The sequence below is a fragment of the Streptomyces sp. NPDC001530 genome (assembly GCF_042894545.1).
GTDB lineage: Bacteria > Actinomycetota > Actinomycetes > Streptomycetales > Streptomycetaceae > Streptomyces.
In genome coordinates, this window is record NZ_JBIAVS010000008.1 from 41,820 (window position 1) to 57,098 (window position 15,279).

The following is a 15,279-nucleotide window of genomic DNA, read 5'->3' on the forward strand; positions in this document are numbered from 1 at the left end:
CCTTGGGCAGGTCACAGCTGCCGATGGGGCATGGATCTTCATGCTTTTCCTCACCGAAGGCGGCGGCGCACTGGTGGCCTGCACTGGCGTACGGCGGGCGGGCGAGTAATCACCGCTTGAGGAGAGAGGCTGCGGTGCTCGGCCGGTGAGCTGCGGGCCTCCCGACCAAGGTATGAGAGACGGATGCGCCCGCGAGTCACTTTTGTTGACCGCTTCTGACCGCTGAATCTGCCACGGCCGTGGCACGTGACCTCTTCTCGGCTGGTTGCCCCGCCGGCGGCGGGACGTCGACCTCGGCAGCTTAGGATCTGTGTTCGCCTCGCCGAGCCGGAGCGAACGATCGGGCGACGCGTCCCGTGCCACACCAAGAGCGAGGCGGAACCCGGAGTGTGATCTTTCCGCCTTCCCCCATCGGGCGGGCCGCTCTTCGTGAGGGAGAAAGTGGCCCGACCGGAAGGTGACGAGCGAAACCCACCCTGACCTTCAATCAAAGTGTAGAAAATCGGCCGAAAATTGAGATATATACCATCGCAGGCTTTTTCGCGAATAAAGTGCGGAATCGCGTTCTCCGTGTGGCGTCAACCACGGGCGAGACTCTGGGCCGTGGCGGGTGTCGCGGCCCTCGGATTCCTCATCGCGCTGGAGATTGCCGCACGTCGCTACGGCCTGCCGGGGCCGATCACCAACCAGGTGCGAGAGGTGATATTCGCCCCCAAATCAGGCTTCCTGTTGTACGCCGGTATGGCGTTGATGATGGTGGTGCTCACCTGGCGGCAACGGTTCATCGCGGCTGGTGCCGCGATCGGTATCGACGTCGCCTTCTTGGTGGTCCGGTGGGCGGTCGACGCCAAGTTGACCGACGGCCACCCCTTCGGCAACGGCGCGTTGTGGGTGATTCTGGGCTATGCGGTCATCGCTGTCACGCGCCGCACCGGCCAGGAACGTGTCCTGCTGCTGAAGGGCGTCGGGCTGGGCCTGCTGCTGGTGGCCGGCCGCAAGACCGGCGACACCTGGCTACTCATCACCTCCAAGACCCGTCCAACGGTGCTCGATCAGTACGTGGCAACCGCCGATCACGCGCTGGGCAACCCGTCGTGGCTGGTAGGCCGGATTGTCACGGCCACCGGCCCGATCGGCTTCAATTTTCTCGACATCGTCTACGGTCAGCTCGCGGTGGCCGCGGTCATCGTCGCGCTGTACCAACTGCGTAACGTGGCGGTCGAGCGCCGCTTCCCGGGGCACCATCTGGTGCGCACCTTTCTGGTGATCGGCCTCCTCGGGCCGGCCATCTACATGATCTTCCCGGTGGTCGGACCGATCTTCGCCTATGGCACCGGCGCCGAGCACTGGGCGTCGGTCAGCCTGTGGTCGGAAACGCCGCCCAGCGAGCAATGGGCGGTGGCCAACCTGTGGCCGGAAACGCCGCCGCCGATCAATGCCCCGCACCACATGCCATTCGACGAGATCACCCCACGGAACTGCATGCCCAGCCTGCATACAGCGTGGGCTACCGCGATCTTCATTCATTCCCGGAAGGGCCCACGGATTCTGCGATTCGCAGGCACGTTCTGGCTGATGGCTACGCTCGGCGCAACGCTGGGATTTGGCTACCACTACGGCGCGGATCTCATCGCCGGCGTGGTGTTTACGCTCACGATCGAGGCAGCTCTGCGCTCGCTCGACCGCGGCTGGGATCGATCAGGGACCCAGCTGGTCGCTTACGGCGCAACCGTCTTCGCTGCGCTCTTGGTGTCTTATCGCTATCTGCCGTTGGAGATGGCCAAGCATCCGTGGGTGTCCGGACCACTTCTCATGCTGGCGATGACCTCAGTGGTTTACGGCTACGTAAGGAACATCGCACTGTGGCAACCGAGGACCGCACCAGCGCGGCAACCGGAACCGCAACCCGAACCAGTGCTGTAGGCATCAGCCAGCGATCTTGAGAGTTCCCTTCTCGACGCGTTCCTGCCACGTGTCGAGAAGGAACTCCGTGAGGTGACCGCCCTGTTGAGCGCGAGCCGTGCGTGCCGCGTGAGGGCAGGGCTGGAGGTGGTGCGGCCATGCCCCAAACCCAGTTGATTGCGTAGCTCGGCAAGACACCGCACCGTAGTCGACAGCGTGCGAAGGATCTTCTGCGCGGCGCGGTGGTCGGTCAGGAGCGGACGCTGTTCCAGCTTTAGCTGCGGAGGTGCGCTGTGAGACGAGCTTTTGGAACGGCCTTCGTGCAACGGATGGCCACTGATGTTGCCGCTCTGTATCAGTGCTGGTGATGTCAGCTTGGATGGCCCGATGGAGCGCGTTGAGGCTGAGCTGTTCACTGACGGTGGGAACGATGCTGTGGTTCGCCTGCCCGGTCGCCGCTTCCCCGGTGTGCTGGTCCAGGGCGACTCCCTCCACATCCTTCGCAGCGACATGGCTGAGTTGGTGGAGGCCTGGCGAACTTGGCGACCTGGCCAAGGCGGGAGAGTCCGCCGGCCTTCTACTGGCGCACTTCGACGCTCTGCTGACCCGCTACTCCACGGCGTTGGAAGAGCACCAGATTCAGCGGCCGTACTGAGTGGCTGGACTCTCAGCTTGGGAAGCTTGGGTTCTCTAGAGCTAATTACGGTGCTGACCTGCGGCGGAGCGGGTTCCAGTATCTGGAGATCCGTGGCCTGGTCCCCGCTGTTCCCCGTGAGTCCCCGCAGGATCTGGCACGCGAATGGCACGACTCGGAAGTTGAGCCTTGGCCATGCCTGGGGTGCCTCTATGTGGTTCGTCAAGGAAATCGGGCTGCGCTTGATGGGTTTGGCGGCCAGCATGGCGAGATGCCGGATCTGCTGTGGGACGACGTCAGGAACTTCTTCGACCCTGACTTGATGGGTGCTCTGCCGGACGTGTCTGTGGAGGGCACCTCGGTGGAGGACTGGCAGGTGGTGTTCGAACTGGTCCGGTCGAGCGGTTGGGCGTGGGAATACTTGGAGGGTGGCGTCGCCGGGCCGCTGCCTCCTGCGGCGGAGGTGCTGACGCGTGCCGATGCTGAGACGGTCGATCTGCGGGTCTGGCCCGTCCCGGGCGTGCTGGTGATCTTCCGTCCGATGTCTGCCGAGGAGATCGACTTCGATGTCGACCTTCACGAGCTGCAGGGCCAGGCAGGAGTGGACGTGCTGTGCGGGTTTCTGGCCGCGGTCGGCCGGCGGCTGGGCAAGCCGGTGGCCATGACCGCCGAAGGCGACTACGGGAACCGAGTGCTCGGGTTCGATCCTGCTGCGGACCGCGTGGTGCTGATGACGGACCCGCGGTCCAGCTGACCGCTGAGGCTGGACTCGACTCGTAGAAGGTGCCAGCGCGGAGCTGGCGAACAGGACGTCGACCCGGTGCCTGGCCCTTGGGCGATGACCACTTCGTCCCGAAAGCAATGCGTCCGACCCGATGGGCTGCGGCTCAACGGTCCTTGACCTGTGTGAACTGTTCGCGAGAGTCCGTGGACGTCCGCCTCGGTGTGGGGTCGTTGTAGCGCAGTTACGTAGACTCTCGGCCTGTGCCCCTACAGGCCGCGTAGTGCCTCGTATAGGTCGCCGTAGGCTGTCCAACAGTCGATGCTGCCGTCTTCGTACAGGCTGCCCATGTACCAGTCGTCGTCGTGGACTGGCTTCACGAGGCACAGACTGTGGAACCCGAGCACGATTTCTGGTTGCAGCACCTCGTCGGCTCCGTCGAAGGCCACCCACTTCACCGCCCTGTTTGGGTCTAGGACAACAGCCTCTTGGTCCCCGGATACGTCGGCGATTTGCTGAAGGGTCCACCCCGGGGGTAGCTGCGCGTCTGCCATCCACGGATGATCCCACCCGCCGGGTGTGGACCACCGCTTTAGGAGCGAGGTTGGGCGACCGCGCGCGTGACCTGAGGATTCCGTACCTAGGCAGAGTTCGGCCGAAGGCACCCTGCAAACCCTGGTTCCCCGTGAGTCCCCGCCCGTTCTGGCACGAGAGTGGCACGTCGGGGCACGGCCCGTTCTGCTCGATAGGTAGGCTCCGCAACCGTGGCGAGGGGGCTTGCATCCGGAGATCGCTGCACAGGGGGACAGGACATGACTGAAGACGAGCTCATCGAGGCGGTCCGTGTAGCCGTCTCTGACCGAGGCCTACCGCCACCGGCTTCACCCGCAGACGTTGCGAGGGCGGAGGCAGCCATCGGCCATACGCTCCCCCACTTGTTGCGGCGCTTGTATCTTGAGGTCGCCGACGGCGGATTCGGCATCTGGCAGTGCGTGTCGCTGACTGACAACGGTGAGTGGTACAGCGACGAACAGGACATCATCGAGGTTCACCGCAGTTGGGCTTCGTCCATCGATCCTGTACTGCCACCGGGGGTTGTCCCGCTCATGGACCGTGGCTGCGCCATGTGGACGTTGGTCGACTTCGGAACTCCAGAAGGACACATCTGGGATTGGGATCCCAACGACTGTTGTGTTCTGGTGCCGACCACACTGTCGCTCGCACAGTGGCTTACCGGATGGCTGGAAGGCTGGATCCAGCCGGGACCCTACTCTCAGTTCCGCATACACGAGGAGAACTGCCCGAGTAGGCATGCCCGTGCTGGTCATTGACTACGCCGTGCCGCTTGCCGCTGGCCTCAACCCACCTCAGCCCCTAACTTCCATCCCGTCTGCCGTCGGCCCACACACCGTGGAGCGGGCCTGGTCCATGGCGTCCAGGTGGAGCGCGCCACTGTACGAACGACCTGGACGCCATGGGCCGCGTCTGCTCGGCTCTGCCTGGGTCGATGGCAGACGGGATGGAAGCTCCCCGCGCACGCCACACCCAGCCGGCACTCGCGAACGGCGCCCCGTCCATCTCGGAGCCTGACCGCTCCCCCCGGAGGCTTGTCCTGCCAGGGGGACTCCGTGTCTAGGTCTCCACTCAGGGCCGTTGCTTGCTGCGGCCCCAGGGCCCGGCCCCGGCGCCGAAGGCGCAGAGGGGCCGGGCCCTGGGGGCCAGCCCGCGCTTGCGCGGGCACTTGAACCCGTAGAGAAGGTTGTAACTCAGCGATCGGCAGGACTCGGTGATCACGGACCAGGCGGAGCTAGAACGGCGGTTCCTCGCTGCACCCCTCAGAGAGGCTTGGGCCCGCAAGCCACGGGGAGCTGTCCGGCGATAGGTCGGTGTCACAGAACAGGAAGGGGTTCGGCTGGCCTTCCAGCCCGGAGGAGTCCTCGCCCCACAAGTCCAGTCCCGTCGTCCTCCCGGCCTTCCTGCACAAGGAGGTGAAACAGCACCTTGCCTGGTTCGCCGAGAAGGGACCCGAGGGCCTGGTCTTTGTCGGCGAGAAGGGTGCGCCCTTCCGGCGCACCTCCTTCGGTCGGAAGCGGCGTCGTGCCCGCGCGGTCGTCGGCCTCCCGGACGGCTTCCGGCTCTACGACCTTCGTCACACTGGACACACGCTCTCGACCCGTTCGGGCGCGACCCTCAAAGACACGATGGTCCGGGCCGGGCAGTCCTCCGAGAAAGCCGCGCTGATCTATCAGCACTCCGACGAGGAGCGGCAGCGGGACGTAGCCTCCGGGCTCGACGACATGGTCCGCGCCGAGCGAGCGAAGCACCACAAGGACGACCGCGCGCACCACAAGCAGAAGCCCACCGGCAGCTAGCCGAGCCCTTGTGGTGCGGTTGTGGTGCGCATGCCGCACACCGGTCTAGACAACAAAGAACCCCCGGGTTCATGACCTGGGGGTTTGATATGGAGCGGGTGACGAGAATCGAACTCGCGCTCTCAGCTTGGGAAGCTAGGGTGATTCAGCGGTGGAAACCTTGCTGACCTGCGGCGGAACGGTGTTGGCACCCGATGGCCGCGGAGTGCGTTCCCCGGTGTTCCTCGTGGTTCCCCGCTGCATCTGGCACGCGTCTGGCACGCACCTCTTCGCGTCGAACTATCGGCTGGACGGCCATTGCGGTCTAGGACGCTGGGCGTGGGGTCTTCGAAGGCTTTTGCCAGTCGGCTGCGGTTGCGGTGGTTCCTGTACTCCGCTGCTGTACAGGAACCGCCAGCGGATGCCCGTCAACCGCTGGTTCAGCCGCAGCTGCAACCTGCGGACGCGGAGGTCGGTTACGAAACCGAGGAAGCTACCGTGCACTAAACTGGACGTTGTGTTGCCAATTGGACGCGAGCAGTGACGGTCGGGGTTGACTTGCACCGCCACTGACCAGCGGTGGTGACATTTTCCTGAACTCCTACGCGACCGCTGTGGTTTCGCGATAGCGTTCCTCTCTGTCGGGCACAACTGTGCCCACACTCGATGAGGCCCGCCCTATGGCGGGCCTTTCTGCTGTTCGCTTCGCCGAAGGCCCCCGTAGCTGCGGGGGCCTTCGGCGTTTTCGGCTCCGTAGAGAGGAAGAGCTCTGTGCCATCTTTCGCCCTGATCACGCTGATGGTCTCGATGGTGGTTGCCGTGCTGCTGGCCGCGATTGTGGTTCACGGGCGCATCGCCGGGCAGGCCATGCGCCGGGCCCGAACTGAAGACGTGCCCAAAGTGCTTGAGATCAGCAGCCACGCACTGGCCGGCATGGTTGGATGCCTGGGGCTCCGGCTGCGGCAGGTGTTGTCTGGCACTGGCTTCACCGCTGCCGGGACCACGGCAGCCGTTGAAGCTGACAGGGAATCAGTGTCCCCCTCTGAGGCGGGCACCGAAGAGGTGACACCGTGAGGATCTACCATCTTGAATTCGCTGGTCACGGGGCTGGTGTGGGTGGTGGGTTGTGCACTCGTGCTTGTCGGGGGCGGTTGTCCGACATCAAGATCGTCTGTCGGCGCGCGATCTCGATGTTGGTCAGAAATAGCGGGCGCAGCGTGGTGGCGTGACAGACGTGCAGGCGGAGCTTGGTGAGGATGCGCCAGTTCTTCAGGTGGGCCACCTCGAGATCGCCGTCAAGTACGTGAAAGCCGCGCCCCCGGACAGGGCGCTGCCCCGGATCCGCTGACCAGGCGGACCGCCCACTGCCATCACCCCGCAGTGGAAGACATCGACCATGCCCTCGGCCTGTCACTGCCGGAGCCGACGCTCGCCGCGCCCACCTCGGACCCCGTGCTCCTTCCGGATCACGAACCCAACGTATGGCCAGGGTTGCTTGCCGCCGCCCGTTGCCCACGTCCAACACCGAAGCGCGGGGCCTGGATTGGCGGCGGTGAGCGCGACGGTTCCATGACCGGTGGGCGTGGTTCGGTGTCAGCGTCAGGGTGTTCGGGCCGCGGCGGTGTCGCGGAGGAGTCCGGCGAAGGTCAGGGCGGCGGGGGTGAGCGAGTGGTCGGCCATGCGAACCAGGAGGATGCGGCGGATGGGGGCCGGCGGCTGGAGGGGCAGGACGTTGACGCCGGGTCGGATGCCCTCCAGGGCCAGGGTGGGGGCGAGGGCGACGCCGATGCCGGCGGCGACCATGGCCTGGGCTTCCTGGTAGTCGTGGGCCTCGTAGGCGATGTGGGGCTCGAAGCCGACGGCGCGGCAGCCGCGGACGAGGGCTTCGGCCACCGGGTGATGTTCGGCGCGGGTGATCCAGGGGTCGTGTGCGAAGTCGGCGAGTGAGGCGGCGTCGCGGCCGGCGAGTGGATGGTGGCCGCTGACGAGAAGGGCCGGCGGGTCATCGAGGAGTGGGGTGATGACGATGTCCTCCCGGTCGATTCGGCTCCAGTCGTAGTCCCACATCAGCGACATTTCGATCTCCCGGTTCTCCAGCATCGTCCAGAGTCCGGCGATGCGGGCACTGCGGACGGTCAGCCGTACGTCGGGGTGGGCGTCCCGGAAGGCGATCACGGCCTGCGGGAGGAGCGAGGCGCCGACGGTGGGGAAGGTGCCGATGCGCAGGGTGCCCGCGCGCAGGCCGGCGTAGTCGGCGAGTTCGTTTTCCGCGGCCTGCAGTTCGCGTGCGATCCGTTGCCCTCGTTCGGCCAGCGCCTGTCCGGCGTCGGTGAGGGTGACGCCCCGGGCGTGGCGTTCCAGCAGGGGCTGGCCTGCCTCTGTTTCCAGGCGGCTGATCTGCTGCGATACCGCTGACGGGGTGTAGTTGAGGGCGCGGGCGGTCGCTGTCACCGAGCCGCGCCGGGCGACCTCCGTGAACAGCAGGATGCGCCGGACGTCGAGCATGCCGCCACCTCCAGCGTTCACTTGAGCTTAATAGCCATGCAGATTTCCGAGATTGTACTTCACGCTGCCGTAACCCACCGTGGAGGACACCACGCACGGCGAGACCGTCGGTGGGCTTCCCCTTCCACGTCTGTGAGGAGTCAGTTGTGCTGCGTCTGCAGGGCGAGATGATCCGCGGAGGAACCAGCAAGTGCTGGATCTTCGACCACCGCGGCGTGGCCGCCACGGGCGTGGACGTCGATGCCCTGCTGCTCGCCGCCTTCAACGCCGCCGACCCCCGCCAGATCGACGGCGTGGGCGGCGCTTCCTCCACCACCTCCAAGGCCGCCGTCGTACAGGCGTCGACCGAGGCCGGTGTGGATGTCGAGTACGCCTTCGCACAGGTCGGAATCGGCGACGAGCGCGTGGAGTGGGCCAGCAACTGCGGCAACTGCGCCACCGCCGTGGCCCTGTACGCCGTCCACCACGATCTCGTGCCGATCGCGTCGGACACCACCACCGTCCGCATGCTCAACGTCAACACCGGGGCCCGCCTCACCGGCACGATCCCCACCCCCGCGGGCGTGGCCCCGGAGGAGGGCACGGCCGTGGTCCCGGGTACCTCGGCGCCCGGCGTGCCGGTCCTGCTCGGGTTTCAGGACCCGACGGGCTCGACGACCGGCCGCGCACTGCCGACCGGCCGGGCACTGGACGAGCTGACCGGCCCGGACGGTCCCGTCGAGGCATCCCTGGTGGACGCCGGCGCTCCGGCCGCGCTGTTCGAGGCCAAGGCGTTCGGCCTCGATGGCACGGAATCCCTCACCGCGTTCGCCACCGCAGTGCCCGCGCTGACACTGCTGCGCCGCCAGGCAGCGCTGGCCATGGGCCTGGCCCGCGAGGGCGATCCGGTCAGCCACGCGGTGCCGAAGGTGGGCATCGTCGCCCGGCCTGCCCCCTATCGCACCACACAGGGCATACTCGTCAACCAGGACGAGTACGACCTGGCCGTGCGCATGGTCTCCATGCACGCCCCGCACCCGGCGATCGGCCTGACCTCCGCCGTGGCCCTGGCCGCGGCCGCCGCCATCCCTGGCACCCTCGCCCACCGCGTCGCCCGGCAGACCGCCGACGGCACGCTGCGCCTGGGCACCCCCGCCGGCGTGATCACCACCCAAGCCGTCCCCGCACCGGACGGCGCGTCCCCCACGGTGCTCCTGCACCGCGCCGCCCGGCGTATCGCCCGAGCCGAACTCCTCGTTCCCGTCCTGGAAGGACGCCCCGCATGAGCCGCAACGACGCCGCCCCGGGTACCGTCACCGCACCACCGGGCCGCATCCGCCGGATGCTGTCCCACCTCTACATCCAGTGCCTGATCGCCGTCCTCCTCGGCGCCGCCGTGGGCGGGCTGTGGCCGTCCGTCGGCGCTGACCTGAAGCCGCTCGGCGACGGCTTCATCGCGCTGGTGAAGATGTTCATCGCGCCGATCATCTTCTGCACGGTCGTCCACGGCATCGCCTCCATGGGCAACGCCCGCGCGGTCGGCCGCGTGAGCCTGAAGGCTCTGGTCTACTTCGAGGTGCTGACCACCGTGGCCATGGTGATCGGCCTGGTCGTCGTCAACGTCGTCAAGCCGGGCAGCGGTCTGCACGTTGATGTCTCGACCCTGTCCGCCAAGGGCCTGCCGCCGGAGGCGACCACGGCCCATGAGGGCTTCGCCGAGTTCGTCCTCGCCATCATCCCGGCCACCCTGGTCAGCGCCCTGACCGGCAACGAGATCCTGCCGGTGCTGCTGGTGTCGGTGCTGTTCGGCTTCGGCCTGCACGCCAGCGGGGAGGCCGGCCTGGGCATCGCCCGGGGCATCGAGAAGTTCTCCACGGTCCTGTTCACGCTCATCCGGTGGATCATGCGGCTGGCTCCGATCGGCGCGTTCGGCTCGATGGCCTTCACCATCGGCAACTACGGTCTGGGCACCCTGCGCCACCTGGCCCTGCTGGTCGGCTCATTCTGGCTGACCGCCCTCTTCTTCGTCCTGGTCGTCCTCGGGACCGTGATGCGCCTGAACGGACTGCGACTGCTGCCCTTCCTGCGCTACATCAAGGAAGAACTGCTGATCGTCCTGGGCACCTCCTCCACCGAGCCCGTTCTGCCGCGCATGATGGCCAAGCTCCAGCACGCGGGCGCCTCGAAACCGGTCGTCGGCATCACGCTGCCCGCCGGGTACTCCTTCAACCTCGACGGCACCGCCATCTACCTGACCATGGGCTCGGTCTTCCTCGCCCAGGCCCTCGGTATCGACCTCAGCCTCACCCAGCAGCTGACCATGCTCGCCGTCATGCTGCTCACCTCCAAGGGCGCCGCAGGCGTCACCGGCTCCGGCTTCATCGCCCTGGCCGCCACCCTCAGCGCCATCCCGCACGTCCCCGTCGCCGCCCTCGCGCTGATCTTCGGCATCGACCGGTTCATGTCCGAAGCCCGCGCCCTGACCAGCCTGGTCGGCAACGGCGTCGCCACCCTGGCCGTCGCCCGGTGGGAGGGCGAGCTGGACGAGGACCGCGCCAAGGCCGTCCTGCGCGGAGAGATCCCCTACGCCCCCACCCCCGCTCCCTCCGCGGTGACAGCCGAGCTCGATCCGAAGGAGACACCCGCACCAACCCACGACCCCGTCCCCGCCGCACGCTGACGTCGCATGGGCGGGGCGGCCCGGAGCAGACGCTCCGGGCCGCCCCGCCCGCGTCTCAACAGGACGTCATACTCGCCGTCCGGCCTGATCAGGAACATCTGGCCCTCCCGTACGCCTAGTCTTCCAACCGCTGATCAAGTCCGGCGAACGCCGCACTGAACTCCCGCATCCTCTGCCGTTTAGGTGATCAGAGATCCACGGATTCCCCGGCGTGAGCGAGGTACCTGTCCGTACGATCCGGGCGGGAGGTGCGTCAGGTGGCCAGGGATGCGGAACCGGACCTTCATGGACTGATCACGGCCCGCAGGGCCGAACTGGAACTGCAGGCAGAGAAGTTGAGCCAGCAGCTTCAAGAGGTGCGCGACGAGCTCGAGGAACTCACCGTCGCCGAGCGGGTCGCGCGTCGGCTGGCCGAGCAGCTGCACGCCGAAACGAGGACGACGCCTGGGGGTAGCGGCCAGGTCGCGGGCCGCGCGGTGCTGCTGGTGCCGCAGCGCGAGCGCGACACAGACGAGACGGTACTGCCCGCGGACTACCAGCGGATCATGGACGTGGTGCGGCGGGCGGATACGCCGGTCATGGTCAAGCAGGTCTGCGGTGAGCTGGGGATGTCCAAAGAGCCGGCCCGCTCGGAGGCGATGCGCTCGAAGCTGAACCGACTGGCCGAGCGGGGCTGGCTGCGCAAGCTGGCCGACGGGAAGTTCACCACCACGCTGTGAGTGTGGTCCAGCAACGGCATGCGCCCGGGCCGTAACGCCGATGCCCCCGGCGGCAGTTGATAGATCATGTCAAAGAAAACCAGCCCTGCCGGGGGCACTGAGACGGTTGTCTACCAGTCCAGTCTGCAGCTGTCCACAGCCACCCTGACCTTCCTCGGCGACCTGCTGCGTGGCCATCTGAAGAAGATCCGCTCCCGGTGGCGGAAGCTGCCGGCCGGGAAGATCGCCACGATCGTCCTCGCGGTTCTCCGCCATGACCAGCGGCTTGCCGACATGGCGGGCGGCAACCACATCTCCGCCACGACGGTGCGTCGTTGGGTCCTGGAGGTGATCGAACTGCTTGCCGCTCGGGCCCAGCGCCTGGAGCGCGTGCTGAAGAAAGTCATCCGAACGGGTGGCCACGTCGTCCTGATCGACGGCACCCTGATCCGCACCCGGCGCCGCACAGGAGCGGCCAACCGCCGCAACTACAGCGGGAAACACAAGGCCCACGGCCTGCTCTTCCTCGCCCTCACCGACGACAAGGGCCGGCTGCTGTGGCTGTCCGCGGCCCGCCCGGGACGCTCCTCGGAGATCACCACCGCCCGTTACAACAAGCTCGTCGAGCGCCTGCGGGCCGTCGAGCTGGGTGCCATCGGTGACCTCGGCTTCGTCGGCCTGGACGACGACCCGGACAACTCCGTGGTCATCACCGGCTACAAAGCCGCCCGTACCAAGCCACTCATCCCTGCGAAGAAGCAGGTCAATAAGCTGATCGCGTCTGTCCGCGCGGTCTGCGAGCACGCCTTCGCGCACCTGAAGAACTGGCGCATCCTCACAAAGCTCCGCCTGCACGTCCGTCACGCCACCACGCTCCTGCGCGCCCTGCTCGTACTGACCAACATCGAGATCGCGCGCTGACAGACGATCTTGACGCCAGACAATCGCCCACGACCAGCGCGAGTACACAACCCACCACCCACACCAGCCCCGTGACCAGCGAATTCAAGATGGCGGATGTTCCGTGAGGCGCAAGGGATTTGGACCGGACTGGGATCCCGTGGGCCGACACGCTGGTGAAGACGTATTGGGTCGCGCCCTGTCCGAACTGGAGGAGCCCGTCCGTACGGCCCTCATCCACAGCGTGCTAGGAGCGCCCACGAAGCAACTCGCCTGTGAGCTTGGGCTCTCTAATTCGTTCGAACTTCGTGTTCTCGTTGCCGCCGCGCTTGAGCAGCTGGCTGGGTCAGAGCACGCCGATGCCCTGCACCAGGAATTGCGGGTCCCGCACGGCCCACGCCATTCGCCTGTGCTTCGGGCTGAGGCTGCTCGAGTCGCTGTTCAGCGCTGCGAGCGTCCAGGATGTGGCTCGCCGCCGCTGCAGCAGCCTCCCACCGGTCGGCGGCGCCGATACTGCTCCGGTGCCTGCCGCCAAGCGGCCTATCGAATGCGCCAACGGGGGGTTGCGCGACAGAGCGAGGACGGAAGTACGCGAACCTACGTCGTCAGGGACCACTGGGCGGATCCTGCCCCGCTTCCAGCGCCTCTGGAGAACAGGCGGTGGGTCGAGGAATTCGTCGACAGGTACGCCCGCAGGCGCGAAAGCGCCACCCAGCGGCCTGGGTCTCGATGGTCACGAGCGAGCATGACGCTGCACCTTAAGGAGCTCGGTCCTCGGCGTCCGGCCCTTCACGAGCCGATCTGGCGCCCTGATGGTGAGGAAGGGGCCATTTTCGATGCCCCGGCTCCCAGTCCGGCACTCCGGCGTCTGCTCGACCAGCTGCGGGACCACCGTTGGTACTGGCGGCTAGATCTGCTCCAGTCCGAGAGCTCCGCCCCTCTCGCTCGTTGGTGCCATCGGTTGGCGAATCCACTTCAGACCTGCGTGCCCCTTCGTCCCATCGACGTCTGGCAAGTCACCAACCGTCCCTGGTTTCCTCTGCCCCCTCTCAGGCCGACGGGACACTACAACTGATCCTTCGCTCATGCCCTGAGCACCTGTTCTCTGACCCTTGCCTGGCGCGTCAGGCAACCAGTACGGCTGCCAAAACGGCCCCCGGAACCACTCAAGGGCCTGATCCACCCGGTGGATCTGGCACTTGAGCTGGTACTTCACTGTCGGGGTGGCGGGGTTTGAACCCATGACCTCTTTGTCCCGAAGCAACTTGGATTGGGTTGTGACCACGGGCCAGTGAGGCTCACACCTGCTGTGATGGTCCACAAGTGTGCGCGGTTGTCCGCCGCTGTGCGTGTGCGTTGTCACGCAGTTAGACCCCCACTCTGGGCGCGACCTAGTTGCTGCAAGGCCGCAGCTCGTCAGGTCTGCAAGTGGGTAGCCCATACAGTCTTGATCTGTTCGCCCTGCTCGGCAGTGATGATGCCAGCGGCCAGCGCCACGGCCACGATATCCGTCCCGGCCGCCAGCTTCAGGGCGGTGAAAGCGTCGTTCATGCGGTCCGAGTTCCGGGGTGTTCCACTGCCTGGACGGCGGAGCGCAGTTGCTGTTGTTGACGGCCACTCAGCCGACGCCTGGCGGGCCGAGGTTTTGCGGTTCGGCAGCATCTTTATCAGGTCGATCATGGGGCCCCTGGAACGTCAGCCAAGTCGTCTCCCGCCTCGACTGACTATCCGTCGACGTTCGGCGGTGTCCGCCGCTGTCCGGCCCTGTTGGTGTCAGGTACTGGTGTCAGCGAAGAGGGGCACTCTTGACAAACCCACCACAGCGCGCGATGCGACCTTGATGAAGTTTGCTGCTGATCCTTGGATGCGGTCTCGTTGGCGGGTTCGGGCGTGGTCGACGGCGGTGCCGATGGCCTCGACGCTGGTATGGGCGCGGTGAGGATAGCCTCTAGCCATGCCGAGCTTCGAGATCACACCGATTGGTACGGTCCGGAACGACAGGACGGATGTCCAGCACACGGACAACTGGGGTGCCGTCCGCAGCACGATCACCATCGACGAGCGCTTCGGCGAGGCGTGCCTCCAGGGTCTGGAAGGCTTCTCCCACGTGGAGGTCCTCTTCATCTTCGACCAGTTCCCGGAACACGACGATTACCGCGAACCCCGCCCCTACCGCGGCCGCTCCGACCTCCCGTCCGTTGGCGTATTCGCTGGCCGCGGCCCCCGCAGACCGAACCGCATCGGGGTAACGTGCTGCGCCATCGAATCCGTCCACGGCCGCGAATTGACGGTGGTGGGCCTCGACGCGGTCTCGGGCACCCCGGTCATCGACCTGAAGCCGACGATGGCGGAGTTCCGCCCGGTGAACATCAAGCAGCCGGAATGGGTCAGCCGCCTGATGTCGGAGTACTTCCAGCCGTAAGCAGGGTCTGGGGGCGAAGCTCAACGCTGTGTTGGGTAGGGGCTTTCAAGCATCAGCAGCAAACTTCACCAAGGCCGCTAGCCGCCCACTTCCTCAACCAACAACCCTCCCCAGCTCCCCGCGCACGCTACTACGGACCCGCACCCGCGAACGGCGCCCCTCCATCCCGGTGCCGGCCGATCCCCCGCCGGAGGCAGGAGCGGCGCCCGCAGCGGAGCCGGGAAGCGCGCCCGGCGGAGCGGCGCGCAGCCGGGGCTTGATGGGGCAGAGAAAGTTCAGAAGGTGCCGAATGCGACGGTTTTCAAGAGCGTCACTCTGGCCGCATCCCCACCTCATGTGACCTGCTGGAACGCCGTCCCAGTCTCTCTCGCCTGACCTGCTGGCTCACAGATGGCCCACGAGATCCGCACAACGGGCATGACGGCAGCCATCCGGAGGAGGGAGCTCCAGGACCAAGCGGCGGCACCGGGCTGATCCGAGCGGTCGG

General features: G+C 66.6%; 15 protein-coding genes and 2 pseudogenes. 13 read left to right on the forward strand and 4 right to left on the reverse strand.

Annotated features, from left to right (window positions below):
• Positions 1-570 precede the first annotated feature (570 nt).
• On the forward strand, positions 571-1,923 hold the full coding sequence (locus ACFY0T_RS17460; RefSeq protein WP_388870630.1) for a phosphatase PAP2 family protein: 1,353 nt from the start codon (positions 571-573) through the stop codon (positions 1,921-1,923).
• On the opposite strand, the gene ACFY0T_RS17465 is transcribed toward ACFY0T_RS17460, so the two are convergent.
• Positions 1,842-2,228: an abortive infection family protein gene (locus ACFY0T_RS17465; protein ID WP_388871512.1), complete on the reverse strand. Its 387-nt coding sequence runs from the start codon at positions 2,226-2,228 to the stop codon at positions 1,842-1,844. The genes ACFY0T_RS17460 and ACFY0T_RS17465 overlap by 82 nt on opposite strands.
• A gap of 13 nt (positions 2,229-2,241) precedes the next feature.
• Between ACFY0T_RS17465 and ACFY0T_RS17470 the strand changes: the two are divergent.
• From ACFY0T_RS17470 to ACFY0T_RS17480, 3 genes and pseudogenes are all read left to right on the forward strand, one after another.
• Positions 2,242-2,376, forward strand: a pseudogene (locus ACFY0T_RS17470) (DUF6959 family protein); the annotation flags it as partial.
• Entirely contained in the window at positions 2,333-2,557 is a 225-nt protein-coding gene (locus ACFY0T_RS17475) for a DUF6959 family protein (RefSeq protein WP_388870633.1), read from the forward strand. The pseudogene ACFY0T_RS17470 and the gene ACFY0T_RS17475, both read left to right, overlap by 44 nt.
• A 250-nt stretch (positions 2,558-2,807) precedes the next feature.
• Complete coding sequence (locus tag ACFY0T_RS17480) at positions 2,808-3,290, forward strand: hypothetical protein (RefSeq protein WP_388870636.1); 483 nt, start codon at positions 2,808-2,810, stop codon at positions 3,288-3,290.
• Between the two features lie 236 nt (positions 3,291-3,526).
• On the opposite strand, the gene ACFY0T_RS17485 is transcribed toward ACFY0T_RS17480, so the two are convergent.
• Positions 3,527-3,811, reverse strand: a complete 285-nt coding sequence (locus tag ACFY0T_RS17485) for a hypothetical protein (protein WP_366139390.1) — start codon at positions 3,809-3,811, stop codon at positions 3,527-3,529.
• A gap of 258 nt (positions 3,812-4,069) precedes the next feature.
• Between ACFY0T_RS17485 and ACFY0T_RS17490 the strand changes: the two genes are divergently transcribed.
• From ACFY0T_RS17490 to ACFY0T_RS17505, 4 genes and pseudogenes are all read left to right on the forward strand, one after another.
• Positions 4,070-4,588: an SMI1/KNR4 family protein gene (locus tag ACFY0T_RS17490; protein WP_388870639.1), complete on the forward strand. Its 519-nt coding sequence runs from the start codon at positions 4,070-4,072 to the stop codon at positions 4,586-4,588.
• A gap of 627 nt (positions 4,589-5,215) precedes the next feature.
• Positions 5,216-5,629: pseudogene (locus tag ACFY0T_RS17495) on the forward strand (site-specific integrase); the annotation flags it as partial.
• Between the two features lie 750 nt (positions 5,630-6,379).
• The gene (locus tag ACFY0T_RS17500; RefSeq protein WP_388870642.1) at positions 6,380-6,682 is read left to right on the forward strand and encodes a hypothetical protein; all 303 of its coding nucleotides are present in this window, start codon (positions 6,380-6,382) and stop codon (positions 6,680-6,682) included.
• A gap of 151 nt (positions 6,683-6,833) precedes the next feature.
• Positions 6,834-6,956 carry a hypothetical protein gene (locus ACFY0T_RS17505; protein WP_266529969.1) on the forward strand — a complete coding sequence of 41 codons (123 nt, stop codon included), beginning with the start codon at positions 6,834-6,836 and terminating at the stop codon, positions 6,954-6,956.
• A gap of 251 nt (positions 6,957-7,207) precedes the next feature.
• Here ACFY0T_RS17505 and ACFY0T_RS17510 read toward each other — a convergent pair whose 3' ends face one another.
• On the reverse strand, positions 7,208-8,113 hold the full coding sequence (locus ACFY0T_RS17510; RefSeq protein ID WP_388870645.1) for a LysR family transcriptional regulator: 906 nt from the start codon (positions 8,111-8,113) through the stop codon (positions 7,208-7,210).
• Positions 8,114-8,259: 146 nt separating this feature from the next.
• Here ACFY0T_RS17510 and ACFY0T_RS17515 point away from each other — a divergent pair, with 146 nt between their 5' ends.
• The 4 genes from ACFY0T_RS17515 (at position 8,260) to ACFY0T_RS17530 (ending at position 12,391) form a co-directional block, all read left to right on the forward strand.
• Positions 8,260-9,378 carry a PrpF domain-containing protein gene (locus ACFY0T_RS17515; RefSeq protein ID WP_388870648.1) on the forward strand — a complete coding sequence of 373 codons (1,119 nt, stop codon included), beginning with the start codon at positions 8,260-8,262 and terminating at the stop codon, positions 9,376-9,378.
• Positions 9,375-10,772: a C4-dicarboxylate transporter DctA gene (gene dctA / locus ACFY0T_RS17520; RefSeq protein WP_388870651.1), complete on the forward strand. Its 1,398-nt coding sequence runs from the start codon at positions 9,375-9,377 to the stop codon at positions 10,770-10,772. Before ACFY0T_RS17515 ends, dctA begins: the two co-directional genes overlap by 4 nt.
• 257 nt (positions 10,773-11,029) lie before the next feature.
• The gene (locus ACFY0T_RS17525) at positions 11,030-11,491 is read left to right on the forward strand and encodes a hypothetical protein (RefSeq protein ID WP_388870654.1); all 462 of its coding nucleotides are present in this window, start codon (positions 11,030-11,032) and stop codon (positions 11,489-11,491) included.
• A 66-nt stretch (positions 11,492-11,557) separates the two neighbouring features.
• Positions 11,558-12,391, forward strand: coding sequence for a transposase family protein (locus ACFY0T_RS17530; protein WP_388870657.1), 834 nt, complete (start codon positions 11,558-11,560; stop codon positions 12,389-12,391).
• Positions 12,392-13,786: 1,395 nt separating this feature from the next.
• On the opposite strand, the gene ACFY0T_RS17535 is transcribed toward ACFY0T_RS17530, so the two are convergent.
• Positions 13,787-14,050 carry a hypothetical protein gene (locus tag ACFY0T_RS17535; protein WP_388870660.1) on the reverse strand — a complete coding sequence of 88 codons (264 nt, stop codon included), beginning with the start codon at positions 14,048-14,050 and terminating at the stop codon, positions 13,787-13,789.
• Positions 14,051-14,324: 274 nt separating this feature from the next.
• On the opposite strand from ACFY0T_RS17535, the gene ACFY0T_RS17540 reads away from it, so the two are divergent.
• Positions 14,325-14,792, forward strand: coding sequence for an SAM-dependent methyltransferase (locus ACFY0T_RS17540; RefSeq protein WP_388870663.1), 468 nt, complete (start codon positions 14,325-14,327; stop codon positions 14,790-14,792).
• Positions 14,793-15,279: the final 487 nt, after the last annotated feature.